The organism is Streptomyces sp. NPDC093094 (genome assembly GCF_044754345.1).
GTDB lineage: Bacteria > Actinomycetota > Actinomycetes > Streptomycetales > Streptomycetaceae > Streptomyces.
In genome coordinates, this window is sequence record NZ_JBIVOX010000002.1 from 407,057 (window position 1) to 431,946 (window position 24,890).

General features: G+C 74.1%; 21 protein-coding genes and 1 pseudogene. 11 read left to right on the plus strand and 11 right to left on the minus strand.

The window, feature by feature from the left end; genetic code table 11:
• Positions 1-2 precede the first annotated feature (2 nt).
• The 6 genes from ACIQGV_RS04635 (at position 3) to ACIQGV_RS04660 (ending at position 6,974) form a co-directional block, all read left to right on the plus strand.
• Positions 3-1,370 (plus strand): O-antigen ligase family protein, encoded by a 1,368-nt coding sequence (locus ACIQGV_RS04635; protein WP_402490399.1) that lies wholly within the window; start codon positions 3-5, stop codon positions 1,368-1,370.
• 452 nt (positions 1,371-1,822) lie between these two features.
• Positions 1,823-3,331, plus strand: a complete 1,509-nt coding sequence (gene murJ, locus ACIQGV_RS04640; protein ID WP_402490401.1) for a murein biosynthesis integral membrane protein MurJ — start codon at positions 1,823-1,825, stop codon at positions 3,329-3,331.
• Entirely contained in the window at positions 3,315-4,070 is a 756-nt protein-coding gene (locus tag ACIQGV_RS04645) for a polysaccharide deacetylase family protein (protein ID WP_402490403.1), read from the plus strand. Before murJ ends, ACIQGV_RS04645 begins: the two co-directional genes overlap by 17 nt.
• Complete coding sequence (locus ACIQGV_RS04650; RefSeq protein WP_402490406.1) at positions 4,067-5,218, plus strand: glycosyltransferase; 1,152 nt, start codon at positions 4,067-4,069, stop codon at positions 5,216-5,218. Before ACIQGV_RS04645 ends, ACIQGV_RS04650 begins: the two co-directional genes overlap by 4 nt.
• Positions 5,215-5,871: a lipopolysaccharide biosynthesis protein gene (locus tag ACIQGV_RS04655; RefSeq protein ID WP_402490409.1), complete on the plus strand. Its 657-nt coding sequence runs from the start codon at positions 5,215-5,217 to the stop codon at positions 5,869-5,871. Before ACIQGV_RS04650 ends, ACIQGV_RS04655 begins: the two co-directional genes overlap by 4 nt.
• A complete protein-coding gene (locus ACIQGV_RS04660) occupies positions 5,868-6,974 on the plus strand; it encodes a GNAT family N-acetyltransferase (RefSeq protein ID WP_402490412.1) in 1,107 nt (368 codons plus the stop codon). Before ACIQGV_RS04655 ends, ACIQGV_RS04660 begins: the two co-directional genes overlap by 4 nt.
• A gap of 31 nt (positions 6,975-7,005) precedes the next feature.
• Here the strand turns inward: ACIQGV_RS04660 and ACIQGV_RS04665 are convergent, their stop codons facing one another.
• From ACIQGV_RS04665 to ACIQGV_RS04680, 4 genes are all read right to left on the minus strand, one after another.
• Positions 7,006-8,355 carry a glycoside hydrolase family 26 protein gene (locus tag ACIQGV_RS04665; RefSeq protein WP_402490414.1) on the minus strand — a complete coding sequence of 450 codons (1,350 nt, stop codon included), beginning with the start codon at positions 8,353-8,355 and terminating at the stop codon, positions 7,006-7,008.
• Between the two features lie 222 nt (positions 8,356-8,577).
• Positions 8,578-9,564 (minus strand): chaplin family protein, encoded by a 987-nt coding sequence (locus tag ACIQGV_RS04670; protein ID WP_402490417.1) that lies wholly within the window; start codon positions 9,562-9,564, stop codon positions 8,578-8,580.
• A 135-nt stretch (positions 9,565-9,699) separates the two neighbouring features.
• Positions 9,700-9,927, minus strand: a complete 228-nt coding sequence (locus ACIQGV_RS04675) for a chaplin (protein ID WP_402490419.1) — start codon at positions 9,925-9,927, stop codon at positions 9,700-9,702.
• A 303-nt stretch (positions 9,928-10,230) separates the two neighbouring features.
• The gene (locus ACIQGV_RS04680; protein ID WP_402490422.1) at positions 10,231-10,647 is read right to left on the minus strand and encodes a rodlin; all 417 of its coding nucleotides are present in this window, start codon (positions 10,645-10,647) and stop codon (positions 10,231-10,233) included.
• 223 nt (positions 10,648-10,870) lie between these two features.
• On the opposite strand from ACIQGV_RS04680, the gene ACIQGV_RS04685 reads away from it, so the two are divergent.
• The 3 genes from ACIQGV_RS04685 to ACIQGV_RS04695 all read left to right on the plus strand — a co-directional run bounded on the left by ACIQGV_RS04685 (position 10,871) and on the right by ACIQGV_RS04695 (position 12,952).
• Positions 10,871-11,272 (plus strand): rodlin, encoded by a 402-nt coding sequence (locus ACIQGV_RS04685; RefSeq protein WP_402490424.1) that lies wholly within the window; start codon positions 10,871-10,873, stop codon positions 11,270-11,272.
• A gap of 109 nt (positions 11,273-11,381) precedes the next feature.
• The gene (locus tag ACIQGV_RS04690) at positions 11,382-12,404 is read left to right on the plus strand and encodes an LCP family protein (RefSeq protein WP_402490427.1); all 1,023 of its coding nucleotides are present in this window, start codon (positions 11,382-11,384) and stop codon (positions 12,402-12,404) included.
• Positions 12,405-12,541: 137 nt separating this feature from the next.
• Entirely contained in the window at positions 12,542-12,952 is a 411-nt protein-coding gene (locus ACIQGV_RS04695) for a rodlin (RefSeq protein ID WP_402490430.1), read from the plus strand.
• 140 nt (positions 12,953-13,092) lie between these two features.
• Here ACIQGV_RS04695 and ACIQGV_RS04700 read toward each other — a convergent pair.
• The 4 genes and pseudogenes from ACIQGV_RS04700 to ACIQGV_RS04715 form a co-directional block, all read right to left on the minus strand.
• Positions 13,093-13,440: pseudogene (locus ACIQGV_RS04700) on the minus strand (AMP-binding protein); the annotation flags it as partial.
• Positions 13,437-15,008 (minus strand): von Willebrand factor type A domain-containing protein, encoded by a 1,572-nt coding sequence (locus ACIQGV_RS04705; protein ID WP_402490432.1) that lies wholly within the window; start codon positions 15,006-15,008, stop codon positions 13,437-13,439. The gene ACIQGV_RS04705 and the pseudogene ACIQGV_RS04700, both read right to left, overlap by 4 nt.
• 150 nt (positions 15,009-15,158) lie before the next feature.
• Positions 15,159-16,013 (minus strand): ABC transporter permease, encoded by an 855-nt coding sequence (locus tag ACIQGV_RS04710; RefSeq protein ID WP_402490435.1) that lies wholly within the window; start codon positions 16,011-16,013, stop codon positions 15,159-15,161.
• Positions 16,010-19,201 carry an alpha/beta fold hydrolase gene (locus ACIQGV_RS04715; RefSeq protein ID WP_402490438.1) on the minus strand — a complete coding sequence of 1,064 codons (3,192 nt, stop codon included), beginning with the start codon at positions 19,199-19,201 and terminating at the stop codon, positions 16,010-16,012. Before ACIQGV_RS04715 ends, ACIQGV_RS04710 begins: the two co-directional genes overlap by 4 nt.
• Positions 19,202-19,315: 114 nt before the next feature.
• On the opposite strand from ACIQGV_RS04715, the gene ACIQGV_RS04720 reads away from it, so the two are divergent.
• Entirely contained in the window at positions 19,316-19,726 is a 411-nt protein-coding gene (locus tag ACIQGV_RS04720; RefSeq protein WP_402490441.1) for a GNAT family N-acetyltransferase, read from the plus strand.
• A gap of 85 nt (positions 19,727-19,811) precedes the next feature.
• The gene (locus tag ACIQGV_RS04725; protein WP_402490444.1) at positions 19,812-20,648 is read left to right on the plus strand and encodes a hypothetical protein; all 837 of its coding nucleotides are present in this window, start codon (positions 19,812-19,814) and stop codon (positions 20,646-20,648) included.
• A 36-nt stretch (positions 20,649-20,684) separates the two neighbouring features.
• On the opposite strand, the gene mmsA is transcribed toward ACIQGV_RS04725, so the two are convergent.
• Genes mmsA through iolB form a run of 3 tightly spaced genes read right to left on the minus strand, consistent with a single transcriptional unit; the run spans position 20,685 to position 24,884 of the window.
• Complete coding sequence (gene mmsA, locus ACIQGV_RS04730) at positions 20,685-22,187, minus strand: CoA-acylating methylmalonate-semialdehyde dehydrogenase (RefSeq protein WP_402490446.1); 1,503 nt, start codon at positions 22,185-22,187, stop codon at positions 20,685-20,687.
• 13 nt (positions 22,188-22,200) lie between these two features.
• The gene (iolD, locus tag ACIQGV_RS04735; RefSeq protein ID WP_402490449.1) at positions 22,201-24,075 is read right to left on the minus strand and encodes a 3D-(3,5/4)-trihydroxycyclohexane-1,2-dione acylhydrolase (decyclizing); all 1,875 of its coding nucleotides are present in this window, start codon (positions 24,073-24,075) and stop codon (positions 22,201-22,203) included.
• Positions 24,072-24,884 carry a 5-deoxy-glucuronate isomerase gene (gene iolB / locus ACIQGV_RS04740; RefSeq protein WP_402490452.1) on the minus strand — a complete coding sequence of 271 codons (813 nt, stop codon included), beginning with the start codon at positions 24,882-24,884 and terminating at the stop codon, positions 24,072-24,074. The genes iolD and iolB overlap by 4 nt, the downstream gene beginning before the upstream one ends.
• Positions 24,885-24,890 lie beyond the last annotated feature (6 nt).

The window sequence follows — 24,890 nt, forward strand, 5'->3', positions numbered from 1 at the left end:
CGATGACCCTCGCCCTGCCGCTGACCGCCCGCCGGGCCCCGTCGCCGGTGTGGCCGGTGGTGGCCGTGGTCGCCCTGCTCGGTCTGCCGGCCGCCCCCGGCGGGGACGGCGGCGCGGGCCCGGCCGACGCGCTGTCGGCACTGGTGGTCGGCTTCTGCGTGCTGCGGCTGCTGCGGCAGCGGCGGCGCCCGCTGAGCCGCACCGCCGCGGTGGTGCTGGCACTGCCGGTGGCCGGGCTCGCGCTGGCCGCGGCCGGCGCGTCCTCGCCGGGAGCCGCGCTGACCGGCTTCGGCCGCTGTCTCCAGGTGTTCGTGCTGGTCCCGGCCGCGGTCGTGCTGCTGGTCCGGGACCGGACCGACTTCCGGCTGCTGGCCTGGTCGTTCGTCGGCCTGGCCGGCTGGGAGGGGGCGGTCGGCGTCCATCAGTACGTCACCGCGACCGGCGCCTCGTACCAGGGCGAGCCGATCCGGGCCGTGGGCACGTTCGGCGCGCAGGACGTGATGGGCATGGCGACCGTGGTGGCGTTCGGCCTGATGTGCGCGCTCGGTCTCGCCCTCGGACGCTCCGCCCCGCGGCAGCGGGCCGTCGCCGTCGTGTGCGCCCTCGCGCTGCTGGTGCCGCTCGCGCTGTCCTTCAGCCGGGGCGCCTGGATCGCCACGGCCGTGGCCTGCACGGCGCAGCTGTGCCTGGCCGGGATGCGGCGGGCCCTGACGACGGCCGCGGTCGTGCTCGCGGCGGGTGTGCTGCTGGTCGGCGGGTTCGGCATCGGAACGGCCCTGCTCCAGGAGCGCATCGCCAGCATCACCCAGGTCGCCGACGCCCCCGACCAGTCCGTCACCGACCGGTACACCATGTGGGCCGCGGCCGGCTCCATGTGGCGCGAGCACCCGCTGACCGGCGTCGGCCTCAAGGGCTTCCCCGAGCACCGCGACAGCCATGCCTCGCTGGCGCTGTCCGCCGGCAGCGACACCGAGGGCGCGGGCTCGGCCTTCCGTGTCCAGCCTCTGCTGTCCCCGCACAACATGTACCTGCTGGTCCTCGCCGAACAGGGCCTGATCGGACTGGTCTGCCTCGCCGGGAGCTGGCTGGCCCTGCTGGTGTGCGCCCTGCGCGGCCTGCGGCAGACACGCCGCACCGGCACAGGCCCCGGCCCCGCCACGGACTGCGCTCTGGTGTCCTGCGGACTGCTGGTGTGGCAGCTCACCGACTTCGTGTACGCCGACATCGGCGGCCCCTCCACGGTGCTGACCGCCGTCTGCCTCGGCCTCGCGGCCTGGTGGGCTCTGGTCGGCGCGCGGGAGGCCGCGGCCCCGGGCGGCGGGCCGCCGCGCGGGCGCGAGGCCACCGGGGCGGAGGCCGCGGCGCGATGACGGTGACGCCCTCCCAGCCCTCCCAGCCCTCCCAGCCCCCCGATTCCTCCCGGCCGCCCGAGTCCCCCCGGCCCCCCGAGTCCCCCCGGCCGCCCGAGTCCTCCCGGTCCGCCGGCCCCTCCCCGTCTCCCGATCCCTCCCGGCCCCCCGAGTCCCCCCGGCCGCCCCGGCCGCCCGAGTCCTCCCGGTCCGCCGGCCCCTCCCCGTCTCCCGATCCCTCCCGGCCCCCCGAGTCCCCCCGGCCGCCCCGGCCCTCCCGGTCGCACCGGTCGTCCCGGTCGTCCCGGTGGCCCCGGTCCGCCGCGTCACCCCGGCCGCCCCGGCCGCCCCGCCCCCAGGGCGCGGCGACCGTACCGGCGGCCCGGTCCGCCCCGCAGGCCGAGGAGGCCGCCGAGCTCTCCTCCTCCGGCCGGTTCCTCGCCCGGGCCGCCCTGCTCACCGCGGCCCTGTCCATGGCCGGGGCCCTCCTCGGCCTGGTCCGCGACCAGGCGCTGGCCCAGCTGTTCGGGGCGGGCAGCGACACGGACGCCTTCCTCGTCGCCTGGACCGTGCCGGAGTTCGCCGCGACGCTGCTGATCGAGGACGGCCTGGCGTTCGCGCTCGTCCCCGCCTTCAGCGTGGCCCTGGCCCGGCGGGCCCGGGGCGGCGCCGGGGACCCGGTGCGGGCGCTGGTCACGAGCACGCTGCCCGGGCTCGTCCTGGCGCTCGTCGCCGCCGGCGGCCTGACCGTGCTGACCGCGCCGTACCTCGTCGAGGTCCTCGCGCCCGGCCTGCCCGATCCCGGCCTCGCCGTGGACTGCACCCGCCTCACCGCGACCTGCGTGATCAGCTTCGGGCTCGCCGGGTACTGCAGTGCGGCCCTGCGCGCCCATCGCCGCTTCCTCGCCCCGGCCGCGATCTACGTCGCCTACAACGTGGGGATCATCAGCGGCATGTTCCTCCTCGGCGACCGCTGGGGGGTGCGCTCGGCGGCGCTGGGCGTGGCGGCGGGCGGCTGTCTGATGCTCGCCGTGCAACTCCCCTCTCTGGTCAGGCAGTTGCGCCACCGGACCAAGGCGCCCGAGGGCGATCCGCGGGAGAACGGCCGCCCGGTGCGCCTCGCGCTGATCGCGGCCGTGCTGCTGTTCGCGCTGTGCCGGCAGTCCCAGGTCCTCATCGAGCGCTTCCTCGCCTCCGGCCTGCCCTCCGGCGCCATCTCGCACCTCAACTACGCCCAGAAGGTGGCGCAGATGCCGATGGTGCTGTCGCTGATGCTGTGCACGGTCACCTTCCCGGTCGTCGCCCGCGCGCTGGCCGACGGCGACACCGAGCGGGCCCGTGTCCGGGTGGAGCGCGATCTGGCGCTGGCCGCGTGCGTGGTGCTGCTCGGCACGGCCGGGGTCGTCGCCTGCGCCCCGCAGATCGTCGAACTCCTCTTCCAGCGGGGCGCGTTCACCGCGCAGGACACCGAGGCCACCGCGGCCGTGATGCGGGTGTACGCGCTCGGACTGCTCGGCCAGACCCTGGTCGGTGTCCTGGTCCGGTCCTACTTCTCCGCGGCCCGGCCCAGCTGGTACCCGGTCGGCGCGATGGCGCTCGGCATCGTCGCCACCTCCTGGATCGGTGCCGCCGCGACCGGCCCCTTCGGCGTGCTGGGCATCGCCGCCGCCAACGCGGCGGGCATCACCGTCACCGCCGTGCTGCTGCTGGCCGGCATGCGCCGCCGCAGTGTCCCCGTCCGGGTCGGCCCGGTGCTGCGCGAACTGAGCCGTCCGGTGCGCGCGGCGTCGGCCGCCGTCCTCGCCGGCGCGTTCGTCGCGAGCCGCTTCCAGGACCCGCTCGCGGCGCTCGCCTCGGGCGGCGCCACCGTCACCGCCGTCTTCGTCCTGCTGGGCTGGGCGCTGGACGCCCAGGGCATCGCATCCGCACTCCGATCCGTACGTTCCGCGACCCGAAGGCTCCCGTATGGCCGTAACCGTTGACCTCGACAGACCACCGACGCGGACCCCGGCCCCCTGGGTGGCGATGTACCACTCGGTGGACGACTGCGCCGACGACCCCTATCGCATCACCGTCACCCCCGACCGGCTGGACGGACAGCTGGCCTGGCTGCGCCGGCGCGGCCTGACCGGTGTCTCCGTCCGCGAGCTGCTCGCCGCCCGGGCCCGGGGCCGGGCCGACGGCCTGGTCGGTCTGACCTTCGACGACGGCTACGCCGACTTCGTCACCGCCGCCCTGCCGGTGCTGCGCCGCCATCGCTGCAACGCCACGCTGTTCGTCCTGGCCGGCCGTCTCGGCGGCGAGAACGCCTGGGACCCGCTGGGCCCGCGCAAGCCGCTGCTGACCGCGGACGGCATCCGGCGTGCCGCCGCTCAGGGCGTGGAGATCGGCTCGCACGGCCTGGCCCACCTCGACCTCACCGAGGTGCCGGCCCCCGTCCTGGAGGCGGAGGTCCGTGAGAGCAGAGCACTGCTCTCGAAGCTGACCGGCGCTCCGGTCTCCGGGTTCTGCTATCCGTACGGCTTCGTCGACGCCCGCGCCGTCGCCGCCGTCGCCGGAGCCGGATACACCTACGCCTGCGCCATCGACCCCGGCCCGCTCACCGGGCCCTTCGCCCTGCCCCGCGTCCACATCGGGCAGCGCGACACCGCCGTACGGCTCTATCTCAAGCACCGGCTGCACAGGCTGCGCCGCCGACCCGTAGGAGGGGGACCGAGGTGAAGGCACTGCATGTGATCACCGGGCTCGGTGTGGGCGGCGCGGAGCAGCAACTGCGGCTGCTGCTGCGGCATCTGCCCGTGGACTGCGACGTCGTGACGCTCACCAACCCCGGCCCGGTCGCCGACGGTCTCACCGCGGACGGGGTGCGGGTGACCCATCTCGGCATGAACGGCAACCGCGACCTGGCGGCCCTGCCCCGGCTGGTCCGCCTGGTCCGCGCCGGCGGCTACGGCCTCGTCCACACCCACCTCTACCGGGCCTGCGTCTACGGACGCCTCGCCGCCCGGCTCGCCGGCGTGACCGCGATCGTCGCCACCGAGCACTCCCTGGGCGACTCCCAGATGGAGGGCCGCAGGCTCACCCGGGGGGTGCGCGGCCTCTACCTGGCCACCGAGCGCCTGGGCCGCTCCACCGTCGCCGTCTCCCCCACCGTCGCCGACCGTCTCCGCCGCTGGGGCGTGCCCGCGCCGCGCATCGAGGTCGTCCCCAACGGCATCGACCTGGCCCGTTTCCGCTTCGACCCGCTCCAGCGCCACCGCACCCGCCAGCGCCTCGGCCTGCCCGAGGACGCCTATGTCGTCGGCGGTGTCGGCCGCCTCACCACCGGCAAGCGCTTCGACGTCCTCGTGCACACCCTCGCCCTGCTGCCCGGCGACCACTGGCTGCTGCTGGTGGGCGGCGGCCCGGAGGAGAACGTGCTGCGCCGCATCGCCCACGAGGCCGGGGTCGCCGACCGGGTCCTGTTCACCGGGGAGCGCCCCTACCTTCCCGACGGCTCGCCCGGCCCCGACCTGCCCGCCCTGACCTCCGCCATGGACCTGCTGGCCTCGCCGTCCCCCGAGGAGGCGTTCGGGCTCGCCGTCGTGGAGGCCCTCGCCGCCGGGCTGCCCGTCCTCTACGCCTCCTGCCCCGCCGTCGAGGACCTGCCCGCGCAGGCCGCGGCCGGTGCCCGGCGGATCGTCGGCGGCCCCGCGGAGTTCGCCCGGGCCGTCGCCGCCACCCGCGCGGCCGGGGCCGTGCCCCGCGCCGTTCCCGAGGCGGCCCGCCACTACGACATCACCCGCAGCGCCGCCCGGCTCATGGACGTGTACGCGGCAGCGGTCGCCCCCTCCACGTCCTCGTCACCTCAGGGAGTGAGCTCCTCATGACCGACAAGACCACCGCGCAGCACCGCGCGGCCCGCCCGCTGGCCCGCGTCAGGGCCCTGCCGCCCTGGAGCCTGGTCGCGGCCGGTGTCCTCGCCGGCGGTGTGCTGGGCGGCACGTACGGCGCCCTGAAGACCCCGGTGTACACCGCGACCAGCTATGTCGTCGCCGTGCCCGCCGAAGGGTCCGACCCGGCCGCGGCGCTCGGCTTCGCCCAGGCGTACGGCAGGGTCGCCACCCAGCTCGCGGTGCTCGGGGACGCGCAGGTGTGGGCGGGCGTGCCGGCCCGGACACTGAGGTCGAACGTGTCGACGGCGACCTCGCCGGACGCCCCGATGGTCGCCGTCACCGCCACCTCCTCGCGCCCCGACGTGGCCGCCGACATGGCCAACGCCGTCTCCCGCGCGCTGACCCGGCACGCCGACGACAGCGTGAAGTCCACCCATGTCCGGCTCCGGCAGTTCGCCCGCGCCGTCGAGCCCGCCGCGCCGTCCTCGGCGTCCCCCGCGCTCACCGGCCTGGTCGGCACCGCCGCGGGCGGCCTGCTCGGCGGCATGCTGCTGCTGGTCCGGCCCCGCCGCCCCGGACAGCCCGGGACGCCTGCCGCGTCCCTGCCCGGCCCGGCCGTCGCCGTCGAGACCCGCGGCACGCTGTGAACGCCCCGTACACCACGGAACTCGTCACCGACGCCGCCGCCTTCACGGAACTGGCCCCCGCCTGGGCCCGCCTGTACCGGCGCTGCACGACGGCGACGCCCTTCCAGAGCCACTCCTGGCTGCACTCGTGGTGGCTGTCGTACGGGCGGCCCGGCCGGCTGCGTCTGGTCGTGGTGCGCCGCGCCGGCGAGGTCGTCGCCGTCGCCCCGCTCACGGCCGTACGCCGTCCGCTGCCCGCGCTGGTGCCGCTCGGCGGCGCGATCTCCGACTACGGCGACGTCCTGCTGGACGACGAGCACGCCGACGGCGCGGCCGACGCGCTCACCGACCGCCTCACGGCGGCCGCCCGCACCGCGCTGATCGACTTCCGCGAGGTGCGACCGGGCGCGGCCGCCGAACGGATCTACGACCGCTGGAGCGGTCCGCGCCGCCGCGTGGGCGACTCCGTCTGCCTGGAGCTGCCCGCCCTGCCCATGGACGAGCTGGTCGCCCGGCTGCCCTCGGCCAAGGCCCAGCAGCGGGTCCGCGCCAAGCAGCGCAAGCTGCGCTCCCTCGGCGTCCGGCGCACGGTCGTCCGCCCCGACGGCGTGGACGCGGCGCTGCGCAGGCTCCTGGAGCTGCACCGGCTCCAGTGGCAGGACCGCAAGGTGACCGGCGAGCATCTGCGGCCCCGCTTCGGTGAGCACCTGACCCGCTCGGTCGTGCCGATGGTGCGCTCCGGGGACGCGGTCGTCACCGAGTTCCGCCTCGACGACGACGTGGTCGCGGTCGACCTGACCCTGATGTCCCCGCGGCTGGCCGGCGGCTACCTCTACGGCGCCCATCCGAGGCTGCGCGAGCACAAGGCGGACGTGGCGGTGATGCTGCTCGACGCGTGCGCCGAGCACACTCGCGACGGTGGCCGGGGCACGCTGAGCCTGCTGCGCGGAAACGAACCGTACAAGCATCACTGGCGGCCCGAGCCGGTCGTCAACCAGCGGCTGCTGCTCGCCCGGCGGCGCACCGCCCCGCTGCTCGGGGCCGCCCTGGCGGAGGCGGCGGCCCGCCGGCGGGCCGGGGAGGTGCTGCGCCGCCGGGAGCGCGAGCCCGGCGGCAGGTCCTGAACGGCCCCGCCGCCACGCCGGCGAGCGAAGGTCAGCCCACCCGCGACCACCAGTCGGACTTCATGCACAGCCTCCCGCCGAGCCAGTTCTCCACCCAGTCGCCCAGTTCCAGCGGCGAGCAGTCCGCCGGCGGCTGCGGGGGCTCGGCCGGCTGCGGGGGCTCGGCCGACGGCGTGGGCGGCGCCGGCTCCGGGCCGGGCCCGGGCGTCGTCGGCCCGGGAGCCGGTTCCTGTCCACGGCCCGAGAGCATCGACCGGTACACCTGCGACGCCTTCGGGTTCTGCGAGCACTGCCACACGCCGTGCGGGCAGTAGTCCGTCAGCGTGTTGTAGAGCGGCCGGTGCTCGTCCATCCAGGCGAGCATCCGCCGCATGTACTCGGCGTTGTCGCCGTTGCGGAACAGCCCCCATTCGGGATACGAGATCTCCTTGCCGTGGGCCCTCGCGAAGTCGACGTGCGCCCGGAGGCCGTACGGCTCCTTCACCTGCTGGTCGAACGACAGTCCCTCCGGCTGGTCGTAGGAGTCCATCCCGACGATGTCGACGGTGTCGTCGCCGGGGTAGCACTCGGTCCAGGGAACGGCGTCCCGGCCGCGGCTCGGGGTGAAGTCGAACCGGAACCTCTGGCCCGGCACGGACCGCATGGCGGTGACGATCCTGTTCCAGTACGCCTTCCACGCCTGCGGGTCCGGCCCGCAGCGGTGGGTGTAGGTGATGCCGTTCATCTCCCAGCCGAGCACCAGCACCGTGTCGGGCACGTTCAGCCCGACCAGCCGCTCGGCCAGCGCCCGGAAGTGGTGGTCGAACTCCCCGGCCGCGCCGCGCCGCAGCAGGGTGCGCACCTCGGCGTCGGAGACACGCTCCTCGTTGCGCTCCAGCATGGGGACGTTGAGGACGAACATCCGGTCGGCCCGCCCGGTGCGCCAGTCGGCCCACACGTCCAGGAAACCGGGCCGTCCCTCGATGTTGCTCCAGCGGTCGCCGGGCAGATAGGTGTGGCCGACGCGCAGGTCGGCGCCGTCCAGCCAGTCGCTCAGCTCGGCCATCCGGGTCACGCCGCGGGGACCGTAGTCGAGGTAGGCGCCGAACGCGGACCCTCGTGGCGCGGCGGGCGGCGTGGACCCGTCCGGCGGCGCGGGTACGGCCGGTGCCGACGGCATCGGGGGCAGGGGGTCCGGGGACGTCGCCGCTCCGGGGGACACGGCCGGCTGGTTCGCCGCTGACGCCGGGGACGTCGGCGTGGGAGCGGGAGGATCGGCGACCACGACCACTCCCAGTCCCGCGGCGAAACCGGGACCGGACGCCAGGACGGCCGATGCCGCGACCGTCGCCACGACCAGCGCCAGTCGCCGGGACGGGGACCGACGTTGCTGTGGGGCCATGCCTTGCTCCTCTCTCCGCTCTCACTTCTCCACTGTCGGACGAATCACTGACACTCAGTCATACGAACGGGTGTCGCGCCAGCGTCACTACGGCGTCCGGGTGCCCCGCTCGTCCGTGCGGGGGAGCGGGACGGGCGGACGCACGCACAGGCGCCCCGGGTGACGAGGCGAGGTCGTCACCCGGGGCGCGGGATGCGGTCGGGGTGACGGGCACCCCGGGGATCACCGGCGGGAGGCGGACCGGCCCCGTCGGTAGAGGACCGCGCCGGCGACGATCAGCGCGGCGCTGACACCCGAAGCGGCGATCATCGCCTCCGCACCGGTGTCGGGCAGGTGCGGCGGGTGGGTCGGCGGCTTGGTGGGCGGGGTCGTCGGAGGCTTGGTGGGCGGAGTCGTGGGCGGCTTCGTCGGAGGCTTGGTGGGCGGCTTGGTCGGGGGCTTCGTCGGCGGGTGGGTCGGGGTCTCGCCGTAGCCACCGCCGGGGGTCTCCCCATAGCCACCGCCCGGCGTCTCGCCGTAGCCACCGCCCGGGGTCTCCCCATAACCACCGGGGGTCTCCCCGTAACCACCGCCGGGGGTCTCCCCATAGCCACCGCCCGGCGTCTCGCCGTAGCCGCCGTCCGGGGTCTCCCCGTAGCCGTCGTCCGGGGTCGGGGTCTCCCCGTAACCGTCGTCCGGGGTCTCGCCGTAACCGTCGTCCGGGGTCTCCCCGTAGCCGTCGTCCGGGGTCGGGGTCTCCCCGTAACCGTCGTCCGGGGTCTCGCCGTAACCGTCGTCCGGGGTCGGGGTCTCCCCGTAACCGTCGTCCGGGGTCTCGCCGTAGCCGTCGTCCGGCGGCCCCCCGTACCCGTCGTCGCCGTGGCCGTCGTCGCTGTGCTCGTCGCCGTGGCCGTAGCCGCCGTGCTCGTCGTCGCTGTGCTTGTCGCCGCGCTCGTCGCCGCGCTCGTCGCCGTGCTCGTCGCAGGCGTGGTCGAAGGCGCCGTTGCCCGCGCCGATCGCGTCGAAGGCGTTCCTGCACAGTGCGGCCGGGAGGTCGGCCGTCATGCGCGCCCGGTCTCCGGCCTCGGAGCCGGACGAGTCCGAGCTCCGCCCCTGGGCGGAGGCAGTCGTCCCGGGTGAACCGGTGGCGGCCCCGCCGGACGTGTAGTCGGCGAGCGCGGGGCTGCCGCACAGAGACAGGATGCTCGTCGCGGCAGCGGCCGCGACCATCCCCCTACTCAGGGTCTGTCGCACTCTCGTTGTCTTCCTGCTCGATGAAGATGGGAAAGGCCGGCCCCGGGACGCTGTTGGGAAACGGTCCGGGGCCGGCCGTGCGCAGCCGCGCGGTCGAGTGACTCGACGAGGTCAGCGGTTGAGGCAGACGTTGCCGAAGGCCGGGTTCAGCAGTGCGACCACGTTGATCGAGTTGCCGCAGACGTTGATCGGGATGTTGATCGGCACCTGGACGACGTTGCCCGAGAGGACACCCGGCGAACCGACGGCCGCACCCGCGGCGTCGGCGTCGGCGAAGGCCGGAGCGGCCCCGCCGAGAGCCAGGATCACGCCCGCGACGACGGCAGCGGTCTTCTTCATGGACTTTCCCTTCTCTGCGGTCATGCCCTGATGACGGCCGAAGCCGAGCGAGCTCAACTGTGGTGGCCCGCACCATGACCGGCAGGCTGTAGAACGAGGGATAGACAGCGGAAGAAACTAATGAACGCGAGTCGCGGGGGAATTCACTCGAACGACTTCAGAGAATCGACACCGAGCATTCGCAAGTGAGGAAACGCTTCGCCTGAGCGGAGGAAATTCATCGAGAGGCAGTTTTGAAGCCGACGGGGCCGCCCGGGAGGAGGCGGTCCAAGCGCCTTTTCCCGGGCGGCCCCTGACATCCGGTCAGCCGTTCTGCACGCCGTTCCCGGACAGGGCCGAGATGTCGCTGAGGATGTGCGACAGCGGCTCGTCACCCTTGGCCTGGGTGGAGTTCTCGGCGCACTGCTGGTTCTGCGCCGCGGACAGGACCGGCACGTCCTGGGCCACGCCGACGGCGGCGAGGATGCCCACGAGGCCCTGGAGGTTCGCCTTCACGGGGACACCCGCGCACAGCTTGTTGACGGAGCCCTGCACCAGGGTGGCCTGGGGGCTCATGTCGCCCTTGGTCACCTGGTTGCCGAACGCGGACGTCGCGCCGTTGCCGCTGGCGGACTGGGTGCCGTCGCCGTCACCGATGGCAAGCGCCTGGGGGGCGGCCGCCGCCGACGCACCGACGACGGACGCGGCGACCGCCGCGACGGCCATTGCCTTCTTCAGCATTTCGCTTTCCTTTCCTGACCCACCATGCCGGTTTCTGCCGACCCTTCAGCGGGTGCCTGCTCCCGCATCAACCCGGTGCCGCGGGATTGGTTGCGGCCATTCACCCGTAAGGATCGATCGAGCACGGATTGGGCCATCGGAGTGAATGGGGGCAACCAAGCGGGTCCGCGGCATGTTGTCAGGGCGCTCCGGTGGACGGGGTTTCTCCAGAAGGGACTAGCTAGTGATCAAGAAGGTTCTGGCCACCGCCGCGGTCGCCGCCTCCGTTGTCGGCGCCGCCTCGCCGGCCATGGCGATCGGCAACAACGACGGCACCCAGTCCGCCAGCGGCAACGGTGCCTCGCAGTCGTTCGGCAACTCGGCGACCTACGGCAACATGAGCCCGCAGATGGCGCTCATCCAGGGCTCGCTGAACAAGCCCTGCATCGGCCTGCCGGCCAAGGCCAACCTCCAGGGCCTCGTCGGCCTCGGGGCCGTCGGTGTCCTGCAGGACGTGCCGATCCTGTCGGCCCCGCAGAACCAGCAGTGCGTCGAGAACTCCACCCAGGCCAAGGGCGACGAGCCGCTGTCGCACATCCTGGACGACATCTCGGTCCTCGCGGGCAACGGCGCGGGCAACAGCTGACGTCGCACGAGGCGAACGGGTTCTTCCATTGAGCCCAGGGGCTGTATTTCACGGTCCCGGCCAGCGGGCCGCCGGATTCCCGGCGGCCCGTTCGCCTACGTTCCCCCGCGTGACGATCAAGAGAAGCCTCCGGGTCGCCGTCCCCGCACTCGCCCTGGCCGCGACGGCGGGCCTGATCGGCGGCGCCGCGCTGCCGGAGCGGCAGGCTCCGCGCGCCATGAACTTCCTGCTGATGGGCACCGACGGCCGGGACACCATCACCGCGGCCGAGAAGAACAAGTTCCACGCCGGCGGCATCGCCTGCGGCTGCACGGACGTACTGATGCTGGTGCACGTCTCCGCGCGCCGGGACCGGGTCAGCGTCGTCAGCCTCCCGCGTGACTCACTCGCCCAGATCCCCGCACACCGCGACCCCGTGACGGGCAAGAACGTCCCGCTCCACCCCGCGAAGATCAATGCCGCGTACGAGGAGGGCGGGCCGGAGCTGGCCCTCGCCACCGTCGAGTCGATGACCGGCATGGAGATCGACAGCTATCTCCAGGTGGACTTCCGCCGGTTCATGGACACCGTCGAACAGGTCGGCGGGGTCGAGGTGTGCACCGCGCGCCGGCTGGACGACCCGGCCACCAAGCTCAGCCTGGCCCCCGGCACGTACCGGCTGAACGGCGGGCAGTCGCTCCAGTACGTACGGTCCCGGAAGGTGGACACCAGCGCCGACCTCGGGCGGATCCAGCGCCAGCACCGGTTCCTGGTGGCGGCGCTGCGCGGGCTCCAGGCGGACGGACGGCTGACCGACCCCGACGCGATGGGACGCGTGGTGCGGACCCTGCTGGGGTCCGGGCGCGTGGAGCAGGGCTTCGCGGCCTTGGATCTGCTGGAGCTCGCGGCCGAGCTGAACCGGGTGCCCGCCTCGGCGACGGAGTTCACGACCGTGCCCGTCGCCGGGTTCAACCCGGACCTGCCGGGGATCGGCTCGACACTCAAGTGGGACCGCGACAAGGCCGCCCGGATGTTCGACGATCTGCGCCGGGACCAGCCGCTGGTCGCCCCCGGCACCGACCCCCGGCCCCAGGACCCGCCCGGCTTCGCACCGGCTCCCGCGGTGCGCGGCAGTGCGCTCGCCTGCGCCTGACCCGTCCTCGGGGGCGTTCGTCCCATGATCCGAATGCGCTGCGCCGATCGGGCCAATTTCCGCAACCCGCGCCGCACGCGTGCAGTTGACGATCACGCAACTCCTCATCCGGAGTCCGCTTCTCGAAGGGAAAGAACATGAAGAAGCTGTGGGCCACCGCGGCTCTCGCCGCCGCCGTCGCCGGTATCTCGGCCACGGCCGCCCCTCAGGCCCTGGCCATCGGGGACGGTGACGGCACCCAGTCCGCCAGCGGCAACGGAGCCTCGCAGGAGTTCGGCAACTCGGCCACGTTCGGCGACATGAGCCCGCAGCTCTCGCTGGTCCAGGGCTCGCTGAACAAGCCCTGCGTCGGCCTGCCGGCGAAGCTCAACGCCCAGGGAATCCTCGGCGCCCTGGCCCTCGGCATCGCCCAGGACGTGCCGATCCTGTCGGCCCCGCAGAACCAGCAGTGCGTCGAGAACTCCACCCAGGCCAAGGGCGACGAGCCGCTGTCGCACATCCTGGACGACATCTCGGCCCTGTCCGGCAACGGCGTGCAGAACGGCTGAGTCACCCCGCCGCTTCATCACGGCGGGCCACCGGATCCATCGGTGGCCCGCCGTCCGCGTGTCCGCGCTCAGCCGCCGTAGAGCTGCTCGATCTGCTCGGCGTACGCCCGCAGCACCGCCTGCCGTCTCACCTTCAGCGACGGGGTGAGCATGCCGCCGGCCGCCCAGACCGCGAAGTCCAGGACCGTCCACTCGTAGCGGGTGCGGGACATCACCGCGCCCCGTCCGCCGGGCTCCAGGCCCGCCGCGACGAGCCCCTTGGCGGCGGCCGTGACCTCCCGGGCGAACACGGCGGCGGTGACCGGCCGCCGGCCGCCCCGCTCACGGCGGCGCAGCACCACGGCGTCGGGTGCCTCGGCCGCGTTGACGTACGGGACGTCCGCGATGCTGCCCTCGCCCGGCGCGGCCAGCGGGGCGGTGCGGGCCTCGCGCACCGCCCCCGTCCCGTCCCGGACCAGCTCGGTCCGGGCGCGGCGGCGGCCGTTCACATCAGCCGGTCCGCCTGCCGGACGGCCTCGGCGAGCTGCTCGACCGCCGGGTCGTCGGTGCGGCCGGCCAGTTCCTCGGTGACCTCGGACAGCCGGGTGAGGTCCGCCGCGCCCGGCAGGGGCCGGAAGCGGCCGGAGTCGCCGGAGGAGCGCAGCGCGTCCGCGAAGTACGCGGCGGCCACCGTCACCTGGAAGCGCGGCGCGGCGGCCCGCACCGAGCGGTGCAGCGAGGCCGTCTCCAGCTGCCCCGCGCGCTCGTGCGGGGTGCGCGTCCTCGGGTCCAGCCAGCGGACGGTGGCCGTGGCCAGGTGGCCCGAGGCGCCCGGCGCGGTGCGCACCGCGTACAGCGCGGTCACGGTGTGGCCGGGGCCGACCTCGCCGCCGTCGACCCGGTCGTCGCGGAAGTCCTCGTCGGCGACGGCCCGGTTGTCGTAGCCGACCAGGCGGAACTCCTTCACCGTCGCCGGGTCGAAGGCGACCTGGGCCTTGGCGTCGCGGGCGGTGAGGTCGACATGGCGCGGGAGCTGCTCGCAGAACACCTCGCGGGCCTCTTCCGTGTCCGAGACGTACACCGTGTGGCCGTCGCCGCGGTCGGCGAGGCGCTCCATCAGGGCGTCGCCGTAGTCGCTGCCGACCCCGACGCCGAAGAGGGTGATGCCGTGCTCCCGGCGGGCTCCGGCGATCTTCTCCAGGATGCTGTCGGCGTCCGTGTCGCCGGTGTTGGCGAGGGCGTCGGAGACGAGCACGACCCGGTTGGTCGCGCCCTCGCGCAGGCCCTCCTCGGCGGTGGCGTAGCCGCTCTGCACGCCCGCGCCGAGGTTGGTGGACCCCCGGACCTCCAGGCTGTCGACGGCCGCGTGGACCTCTTCGCGGTTGCCGCCGAGCCGGGTCATCGGCAGCACGGTCTCGGCCTCGTCGGAGAAGGTGACCAGGGCGACGGAGTCGTCGTCGCGCAGCCGGTCCGTCATCACGCCGAGGGACTTCCTGGCGAGGTCCAGCCGGCCGGGCTCCGCCATCGAGCCGGAGACGTCGACGACGAAGGTGAGCGCGGCGGGCGGACGTTCGCCCTCCCCCTCGGGCAGACGGGTGGCGAGGCCCACCCGGACCAGCGACCAGTCGTCCTCGCCGGTGCGGGCGCCGTCGACGGTGACCGTGAAGCCGTCGCCGTCGGGGCGTTCGTACTCCTGGCGGAAGCTGTTGACGAACTCCTCGGGCCGCACCTGCGACGGGTCGGGAGCGCGGCCCTCGGCGAGGACGCGGCGGGTGTAGCCGTAGGAGGCGGTGTCCACGTCGAGCGCGAAGGTGGACAGCAGGTCGGGCGCGCGCTCGGTGTCGTCCCACAGGTCACGCTCGTCGCCCGTGGGCTGCCGCGGCGCGGGCGCCGGGAAGCCCTCGGCCTTCGAGCCGTCGCTGCTGCGGGCGGAGTCGGCCGCGCCGCAGCCGGTGAGCAGCAGACCGCCGGCCGCCGCCAGGGCGGCCAGCGCACCGCCGATCCGCCGTCGCGGCGGGCCCGTCCGCCGGGCTCCCGCCGTACCCGGCCGCCGCCCCGTCGTCCTGTCGTGCTCCATCTGCCGTGCCCCCTCCGTCAGTTGACGCCCCGGTCTTCTGCGACTGTGACGGCGCGGGGGCCCGGAACGTGCGTGACGGAGCATTGCGGATGGGTCTCGAAGCGGGCACGGCGAGGGCCCGCCGAGACCACCGGGTGATCTGCCGGTGACCTAGGAGACGATGTCCTTGCGGGCGAAACCGCGGAAGGCCAGCGCGAACAGCACCAGGGCGTACGTTACCGACAGCGCGGCGCCCTGGATCATGCCGGACCACTCCATCCGGGGCTGGACGGCGTCGGCCCAGGCGAACTGCCAGTGCGCGGGCAGGAAGTGGCGCCAGTCGCCGAGGGCGGTCACCGCGTCCAGCACATTGCCGACGATGGTCAGGCCGACCGCGCCGCCCACCGCGCCCAGCGGGGCGTCGGTCCGGGTCGACAGCCAGAACGCGAGCCCGGCGGTGACCAGCTGGGACACGAAGAGGTAGGCCACGACCACCACGAGCCGCTGCGCCGCGGTCGCCGCGTCCAGCTCGCCGCCGGTCGGGATCTCCAGCGGCCCCCAGCCGTAGGCGGCGGTGCCGACGACGAGGGCGACGACCGGCAGCAGGACCATCGCCGCGAGGCTCATGCCCAGCGCGACGGCCAGCTTGGACCACAGCAGGCGTGCCCGGGGGACGGGAGCCGCGAGCAGATAGCGCAGGGACGACCAGCCGGCCTCGCTCGCCACCGTGTCCCCGCAGAACAGGGCCACGGGGATGACCAGCAGGAACCCCGCCGACACGAACAGGTTGACCGCGGCGAAGTTGGCACCGGACGCGGTGGCCGTGTCCAGCAGGGTCACCCGGCCGTTGCGGGCGCCGGGCTCTCCGCCGATGGCGAAGGCGACTACCAGCACGAACGGCAGGGCGGCGAGGACCGCGCCCATGACCAGGGTGCGGCGGCGGCGCAGCTGGCGGACCAGCTCCACGCGCAGGGGCAGAGTGCGGGCCGGCCGGTAGCCGGAGGCCGTCTCGGTGAGCGTGCTCATGCGGTACCTCCGATCAGGGTGAGGAAGGCGTCCTCCAGGCGGCGGTGCGGGCCGACCGAGGTCACGGGCACGTCCAGCCGCACCAGCTCGGCGACCAGGCGCTGCGGGGTGCCGTCGGTGTCCTCGCTGTCCAGCCGGACCAGCAGGCCCTCCTCGGTGCGGGTGGCGGTGGCCACGCCGGGCAGTGCGGCGACCTTGTCCACGACCGCCTCCTCCAGGGGCGCGGGCGTGCCGACCAGCAGCGTGTCGCCGTTGCCGGTGATCTCGCCGACCGGGCCGGCCTGCACCAGACGGCCGCGGTCCATCACCACCAGGTGGGTGCAGGACTGCTCCACCTCGGCGAGGAGATGGCTGGAGACGATCACGGTGCGGCCGGCCGCCGCGTAGCGGATCATCACCTCGCGCATCTCGCGGATCTGGGGCGGGTCCAGGCCGTTGGTCGGCTCGTCCAGGATCAGCAGGTCGGGCAGACCCAGCATGGCCTGGGCGATGGCGAGCCGCTGGCGCATGCCCTGGGAGTAGGTGCGCACCGCGCGGGCGAGCGCGTCGCCGAGCCCGGCGATCTCCAGGGCCTCCTCCATGCGGGCGTCCTCGGGCGGGCGGCCCGTGGCACGCCAGTACAGCTCCAGGTTCTCCCGGCCCGACAGATGCGGCAGGAAGCCGGCGCCCTCGACGAACGCGCCGACCCGGGAGAGCACGGGCGCGCCGGGGCGGATCGCGTGGCCGAAGACACGGATCTCACCGGCGTCGGGCCGGATGAGACCCATGAGCATGCGCAGGGTGGTGGTCTTGCCCGCGCCGTTCGGCCCGAGCAGGCCGAGGACCTGGCCCTTCTCCACACGGAAGGACAGCTCGCGCACGCTGTAGCGGTCGCCCCTGGCGTACTTCTTGCTCAGGCCGGTGATCTGGAGCGGCACCTCGGCCAGCCCGGGATCGGGCGCGGGGGTGAGGGTGCGGCGGCGGGCGCCGAGCAGCAGGACGAGGGCCGTGACCGCGCCTGCGGCGGGCAGCCACCACACCCAGCCGGGCAGCGGCGCGGCGGCGGTCTCCACGCGGGGCGCGGTCGGCACGGACAGGCCGCCGCGCAGGGAGACGGTGTAGGTCGCGGGGGCCGCCGGGGAGGCGTAGCCGAGGTCGGTGGAGGCGAGGACGAGACGCAGCCGGTGGCCCTTCTCGACCTCGTGGTCGATCGCCGGGAGGGTCAGCGTGACGTCCTTGCCGCCGGTGACGGCCCTGCCGTCCGTACCGGAGCCGGCGTCCGTGCCGCCGGGGACGGTCTCGCCGTCCGTGCGGGGGGCGGCGTCCCGGCCGGGGGCGACGTCCGTGCCGCCGGGCGTGGTCTCGCCGTCCGTACCGGAGCCGGTGTCCCGGCCGGGGGCGGAGTCTGTGCCGTCGGAGGCGACGGTCGTGCCGCCGGGGGCGGTCTCGCCGTCCGTACCGGAGCCGGTGTCCGTACCGGAGCCGGTGTCCGTACCGGAGCCGGTGTCCGTACCGGAGCCGGTGTCCCGGCCGCCGGGGGCGGAGTTTCGGCCGCCGGGGGCGGAGTCTGTGCCGCCGGGGGCGGTGTCCGTACCGGGAGCGGTGTCCGTACCGGGGCCGGTGTCCCGGCCGGGGCCGGTGTCCGTACCGGGGCCGGTGTCCGTACCGGGGCCGGTGTCCGTACCGGGGCCGGTGTCCGTACCGGGGCCGGTGTCCCGGCCGGGGGCGGCGGCCGGGTCGCCGGGGGCGGCGGCCGGGTCGTCGGGGGCGGTCTCGCCGCTTCTTGTGCCGTCCACGCGGACCGGGGCCACCAGCTGGGCCGGCAGCACCTGCTGCCGGCCGTCGGGCCCGACGTCGTAGACCTTGGCGAACAGGACGGTGTCCGCGCTGCTGGAGGCGACCCGCACGGCGACGGTGGGCGAGCCGGTGATGTGCAGGTCCTCGCCGACGGGCGCCGAGTCGAAGCGGGCGTACTGGCCGGGGAAGTCGAGGGAGACGCCGACGCCGAGCGAGGACAGCTGGGCGAGGCCGCCGCCGGTGCCGAGGCCGGGCAGGGCGGACACGGCGGGCGGGCTGGCGCCGGCCGGGTTGGCGAAGGTCTGCTCGCGTCCGCTCAGCGCGATCTCGCGCGGGGCGGAGCGCAGGCCCGGGTAGGTGTCCGCGCTCGCGCCGCGCAGCTGGGCGGTGCCGTCGGTGGAGTCGATGCCTCCGGTGCGGCTGACGCGGAAGGCGGGTCCGGTGCCGGCGCCCTCGTCGTCCTTGAGGTAGCGGTCGAACCAGGCCGTGACCCGGGAGCGGACGCGGTCCTCCTCCAGGTCGCCGCCGTCGTGGCCGCCGGCGATCCAGTCGACGGCGGCCGGGGCGCCGTTCGCCCGGATCGCCCGGGCCGCCGCGTCCGCGTGGCCCAGCGGGAAGAGGGAGTCCGACTGGCCCTGCACCAGGAGGGTCGGCACGTCGATGCGGCCGGCGACGGCGGACGGGGAGCGTGCCTCCAGCAACGCGCGGGCCTCGGCGTCGGGGACGCCCGACTCGGCGACCCGCTCGTACATCGCGCACAGCCGTGGCTCGAACGCCTTGCAGCCGCCGCCGGTGTTGACGAAGATGCCCGCCCACAGCTTCTTGAAGACGCCGTCGGGGAACAGGGCGTCGGCGAGGTTCCAGTAGGTGATCGCCGGGGCGACGGCGTCGACGCGGTCGTCGTGCCCGGCGGCCAGCAGGGCGGCCGCGCCGCCGTAGGAGGCGCCGGTGACGCCCACGCGCGGGTCGCCCGCCTTGTCGAGCCGGACCTGGGGCCGCCCGGCGAGCCAGTCGATCAGCCGTGAGACGTCGGCGACCTCGCCCCCGGGGGCGTTCAGCCCGATCCTTCCCGTCGACCTGCCGAAGCCGCGCGCGGACCAGGTGAGGACCGCGTAGCCGTCGCGGGCGAGTGCCTCGGCCTGCTCGCGGACGCTGTCCTTGCTGCCGCCGAAGCCGTGCGCGAGCAGCACCGCGGGGCGGCGGCCGGCCGTCGCGGACGTGAAGTACGACGTGTCGACGCGCACTCCGTCCGCCAGGGGCAGCACCTGGTCGGTGCGGTTCACCCGGGGCGCGTCGTCGGAGGCGACGGCCGTCCAGGTGCCCGCGCCGGCGAGCACGACGACGGCGGCCACCGCGGACGCCAGCCGCCGCGGACGCCGCAGCAGCCTCCGCCCGCGCACTCGAAGATCCATGCGCCAACGGTACGGGCCGCCACCGGAAGCCGGAACAGACTCCGGTCTGACTACCCGACCTCCCACGGGCGTACGGGCCCTGCCCCGTGTACCGCGGCCGTGGTACGAAGGCCCATGGAGATTCGCCGCGCCACCTCGGTCGCCGAACTGCTGGCGGCCGAACACCTCTTCGATGCTCCGGTGCGTCCCGGGTTCGCGGAGCGGTTCCTCGCCGCCGCCGGCCACCATCTCCTCCTCGCCTACGCCGAGGGGGAGCCCGCCGGTTTCGTCAGCGGGGTGGAGACGGTCCACCCCGACAAGGGCACCGAGATGTTCCTGTACGAGCTGGGTGTCGCCGAGGCCCACCGGCGCCGGGGCGTCGGGCGGGCCCTGGTGGAGCGGCTCGCCGCACTCGCCCGCGAGCGCGGCTGCCACGGGCAGTGGGTGCTGGTGGACACCGGCAACGACGTGGCCCTGGCGGCGTACCGCAGCGCGGGCGGAACCGAGGAGGGCACCTGCACCGTCATGACCTGGGAGTTCACCTGAGCAAATCCGTTTGTCCACGGGGTTGTCAGTGGGCTTCGATACATTCGCCGTTCACAACTGACACACAGGTACGGGGTGGGAACACATGAAGCTGCGGCACACGGCTGTCTGGGTGGGGGTCACGGCGGTCGCGCTCGTGACGACCTCGGCGTGCGGGGCGGACAGCGCGCGGAAGGCCGCCGACGCGGTCGACGGAACAGAAATGATCATGGCCGCGCTGGCCCGGGCGACGGACCGGACGGAGGAGGTCGGCTCGGCACAGGTCGACCTGACCGCCGACATCGGCACGGGCACGCCGGTCAGCATGGACGGCACGTACTCCTGGGGCGACGGCTACGCCTTCGACGTCGAGATGGACACCGCGGCCGTCCAGATGCAGACGCTCCAGGACGCGCCGACGACCCGCATGCTCTTCGTGGACGGCGCCTACTACTACGACGTGGACCCGCAGCCCTCCGGCCCGCTGGCGGGCAAGGAGTGGATGAAGATCGACGCGTCGGCGGTGTTCGGCGAGAAGGGGGCCGAGGCCCTCGACGGCAGCGCCGGCACGGGCAGCCCGGCCGCCTCCATGCGCAGCCTGAAGTACGCGAACGACGTCTCCGACCTCGGCGAGGAGACCGTCGACGGGAAGTCCACCGTGCACTACCGCGCCGAGCTGGGCCAGAAGGAGCTGGGCAAGTTCGCGGACGCCTACAGCGGCGAGGACAACCCGTTCAACGCGATGACGGGCGGCGTCGACAGCGTCGTCATGGACATCTGGGTGGGCGAGGACGACCTGCCGGTGCGGCTGAAGCAGGACATGGGCAGAGCCAGCGTGACCATGGACTTCAAGAAGTTCGGCGCGACGGCCGCGGTGAAGGCTCCGCCCGCCGCGCAGACCGGCGACATCACCGAGCAGATGAAGGAGATGCAGCAGGGCTGAGCCCGGACACCTGGGTGTCCGGGCTCGTGAGGGGCCTCAGTGGTTGCGCGGGAAGCCCAGGTCGACGCCCGTCGGGGCCTCGGAGGGGTCCGGCCAGCGGGTGGTGACGACCTTGCCGCGGGTGTAGAAGTGCGTGCCGTCGTTGCCGTAGACGTGGTGGTCGCCGAAGAGCGAGTCCTTCCAGCCGCCGAAGGAGTGGTAGCCGACCGGGACCGGGATCGGCACGTTCACGCCGACCATGCCCGCCTCGATCTCCAGCTGGAAGCGGCGGGCCGCGCCGCCGTCCCGGGTGAAGATCGCGGTGCCGTTGCCGAACGGCGAGGCGTTGATCAGCGCCACGCCCTCCTCGTAGGTGTCCACGCGCAGCACGCACAGCACCGGGCCGAAGATCTCGTCCTGGTACGCCTTGGCGGAGGTGGGCACCTTGTCGAGCAGGGAGATGCCGATCCAGTGGCCGTCCTCGAAGCCCTCGACGGTGTGGCCGGTGCCGTCCAGCACGACCTCCGAGCCCTCGGCGGCGGCACCGGAGACGTAGGAGGCGACCTTGTCGCGGTGGGCGGCGGTGATCAGCGGGCCCATCTCGGACGCCGGGTCGTTCCCGGGGCCGATCTTGATCTTCTCGGCACGCTCACGGATCTTCTCCACCAGCGTGTCGCCGATCGCGCCGACCGCGACGACGGCCGAGATGGCCATGCAGCGCTCGCCCGCCGAGCCGTACGCGGCCGACACGGCGGCGTCCGCGGCCGCGTCCAGGTCGGCGTCCGGGAGGACCAGCATGTGGTTCTTGGCGCCGCCGAGGGCCTGGACCCGCTTGCCGTTCGCGGAGGCGGTGGTGTGGATGTGGCGGGCGATCGGGGTGGAGCCGACGAACGACACCGCCTTGACGTCCGGGTGCTCCAGCAGCCGGTCGACGGCCGCCTTGTCGCCGTGGACGACGTTGAAGACACCGTCCGGCAGGCCCGCCTCGGCGAGCAGCTCGGCGATGCGGACGGACGCCGAGGGGTCCTTCTCGCTCGGCTTGAGCACGAAGGTGTTGCCGCAGGCGATGGCGATGGGGAACATCCACATCGGCACCATCGCCGGGAAGTTGAACGGGGTGATGCCGGCGACCACGCCGAGCGGCTGGCGGATCGCCGCCACGTCGACCCGGCTGGCGACCTGGGTGGACAGTTCGCCCTTGAGCTGCACGTTGATGCCGCACGCCAGATCGACGATCTCCAGGCCGCGGGCCACCTCGCCGAGGGCGTCGGAGTGCACCTTGCCGTGCTCGGCGGTGATCAGCTCGGCGATCTCGTCGCGGTGGGCGTCCAGCAGGGCGCGGAAGCGGAAGAGGACGGTGGTGCGCTGGGCCAGCGAGGACTGGCCCCAGGTCGCGTATGCCTCCTTGGCGGCCTGGACCGCGGCGTCGACCTCGTCGACCGAGGCGAAGGCGACCTTGGTGGTGACCGCGCCGGTGGCCGGGTCGGTGACCGGCCCGAAACTGCCCGACGCGCCTTCGACGGACTTGCCGCCGATCCAGTGGTTGACGATCTTCGTCATGCCCAGTGCTCCTTCACAGATGGCGGCGTCGGGTGGAGACGTGCCGGTCGTACTCCTCGCGGGCCTTCACCGCGGACGGGCGGGTCGCGGTCTCGGCCACAGGAACATCCCACCAGGCCGGCGCGGGCGGCGCGCCCGACACTGTGTCTGCCGTTTCGGTCTCGACGTAGACACATGTGGGAGTGTCGGCGGCCCGGGCCTCGGCGAGGGCGATCCGCAGGTCGGACACGGTCCTCGCGCGCAGCACCCGCATGCCGAGGCTGGCGGCGTTGGCCGCCAGGTCCACCGGGAGCGGGGCCGCGCTGAAGGTGCCGTCGTCGGCGCGGAAGCGGTAGGCGGTGCCGAACCGCTCGGCTCCCACCGCCTCCGACAGGCCGCCGATGGAGGCGTAGCCGTGGTTCTGCACGAGCAGGATCTTGATCGCGATGCCCTCCTGCACGGCCGTGACGATCTCTGTCGGCATCATCAGATACGTGCCGTCGCCGACGAGGGCCCACACCGGCCGGTGGGGCGCGGCCAGCTTCACCCCGATGGCCGCGGGGATCTCGTAGCCCATGCAGGAGTAGCCGTACTCCAGGTGGTACTGGTCGGCGGACCGGGCCCGCCAGAGCTTGTGCAGGTCGCCGGGGAGCGAGCCGGCGGCGTTGATCACGATGTCGGTGGCGTCGACGACGGCGTCCAGGGCGCCCAGCACCTGCGGCTGGGTGGGGACCGCGTCGGGGCCGGCGGCGAAGGCGGCGTCGACGCGGCGCTCCCAGTCCGCCTTGCCCGCGGTGTACGCGGCGACATGGGCGTCGCTCACCCGGTGGCCGTGCATCGCCAGCGCCTCGCCGAGTTCCTCCAGGCCGCTGCGGGCGTCCGCGACGAGCGGGAGGCCGGAGAGCTTGTGTCCGTCGAAGGGGGCGATGTTGAGGTTGAGGAAGCGGACGCCCTCGTCGGCGAACAGGGTCCCCGAGGCGGTGGTGAAGTCGGTGTAGCGCGTGCCCACGCCGATCACCAGGTCGGCGGTGCGGGCCAGCGCGGCGGCGGTGGCGGTGCCGGTGTGGCCGACGCCGCCGACGTCCTGGGGGTGGTCGTGGGGCAGGGAGCCCTTGCCGGACTGGGTGGAGGCGACCGGGATGCCGGTGGCCGAGGCGAACTCGGCGAGGGCCCGCTCGGCGCGGCTGTGGCGGACCCCGCCGCCCGCGATCAGCAGGGGCCGGCGCGCGGAGCGGACCGCGCGGACGGCCTGGGCCAGCTCGGCGGGGTCGGCCCCCGGGCGCCGTACGGCCCAGGTCCGCTCGGCGAACAGTTCCTCGGGCCAGTCGTACGCCTCCGCCTGGACGTCCTGCGGCAGGGCCAGGGTGACCGCACCGGTGTCGACGGGGTCGGTCAGCACCCGCACGGCCTGGAGCAGGCTGGGAATCAGGGCCTCGGGCCGGTGGACGCGGTCGAAGTACCTCGACACCGGACGCAGGCAGTCGTTGACCGACACGTCGCCCGCGTACGGCACCTCCAGCTGCTGGAGGACCGGGTCGGCGGGGCGGGTGGCGAAGATGTCGCCGGGCAGCAGCAGGACCGGCAGGTGGTTGACCGTGGCGAGGGCGGCACCGGTGACCAGGTTGGTGGCGCCGGGGCCGATGGACGTGGTCACCGCGTGGGTGGACAGCCGGTTGGACTGGCGGGCGTACCCGACGGCCGCGTGCACCATGGCCTGCTCGTTGCGGCCCTGGTGGAACGGCATGACGTCGGCGTGCTCGACGAGCGCCTGGCCGATCCCGGCGACGTTGCCGTGGCCGAAGACGCCCCAGGTCGCGGCGATCAGCCGGCGGCGTTCGCCGTCGCGCTCGGTGTGCTGGGCGGCGAGGAAGCGGACCAGCGCCTGTGCGACGGTGAGCCTGACGGTCATCGGTACCCCTCCGTGTGGTCCGGGTGGAAGCGGATCCGCCACTCCCGTGTCTCGCCGGGGCCCGCCATGACGTTCAGGTAGTACATGGCGTGGCCGGGCTGGGCGACCGACGGGCCGTGCCAGCCGTCGGGGACGAGGACGGCGTCGCCGGAGCGGACCTCGGCGAGGACGTCCGCCCCGCCCTCGCGCGAGGGGGACACGCGCTGGTAGCCGAAGCCGTGCGGGCCGTCGATCTCGAAGTAGTAGATCTCCTCCAGCTCCGCCTCCTCGCCCGGCCGGTGCTCGTCGTGCTTGTGCGGCGGGTACGACGACCAGTTGCCGCCCGGTGTGATCACCTCGACGGCGATGAGCCGGTCGCACGCGAAGGCGTCGGCTGCGGCGAAGCCCCGCACCTGCCGGGCGCAGGTGCCGCTGCCGCGGTGCTCGACGGGTACCTCCGGCGCGGGGCCGTAGCGGGCGGGGAGTCGACGCTCGCACTTCGCTCCTGCCAGGGCGAAGCGGCCTCCCGCGCCGGAGGCGATCTGGACCCGGGTCTGACGGGGCGCGTACGCGAAGTCGGTGGCCGACGCGAACACGCTTTCCCTGCCCAGGAGTTGGATAACTTCGTCCGCTATGTGCACGCTACAGCCGCCGTGGAGCGGAAGCACGATCCACTCGCTCTCACCGGTGGTGAACGTGTGTGTGCCGCCCGCCTCCAGCTCGACCACCCGCAGACTGCTGTAGGTCCAGCCGGCCCGCTCGGGGCCGATGTCGAGGGCGTACGCGCCCTGCGCCCCTGCGCCCCGGGGAATGTGCAGCTCCTTGCTCATGCGGGC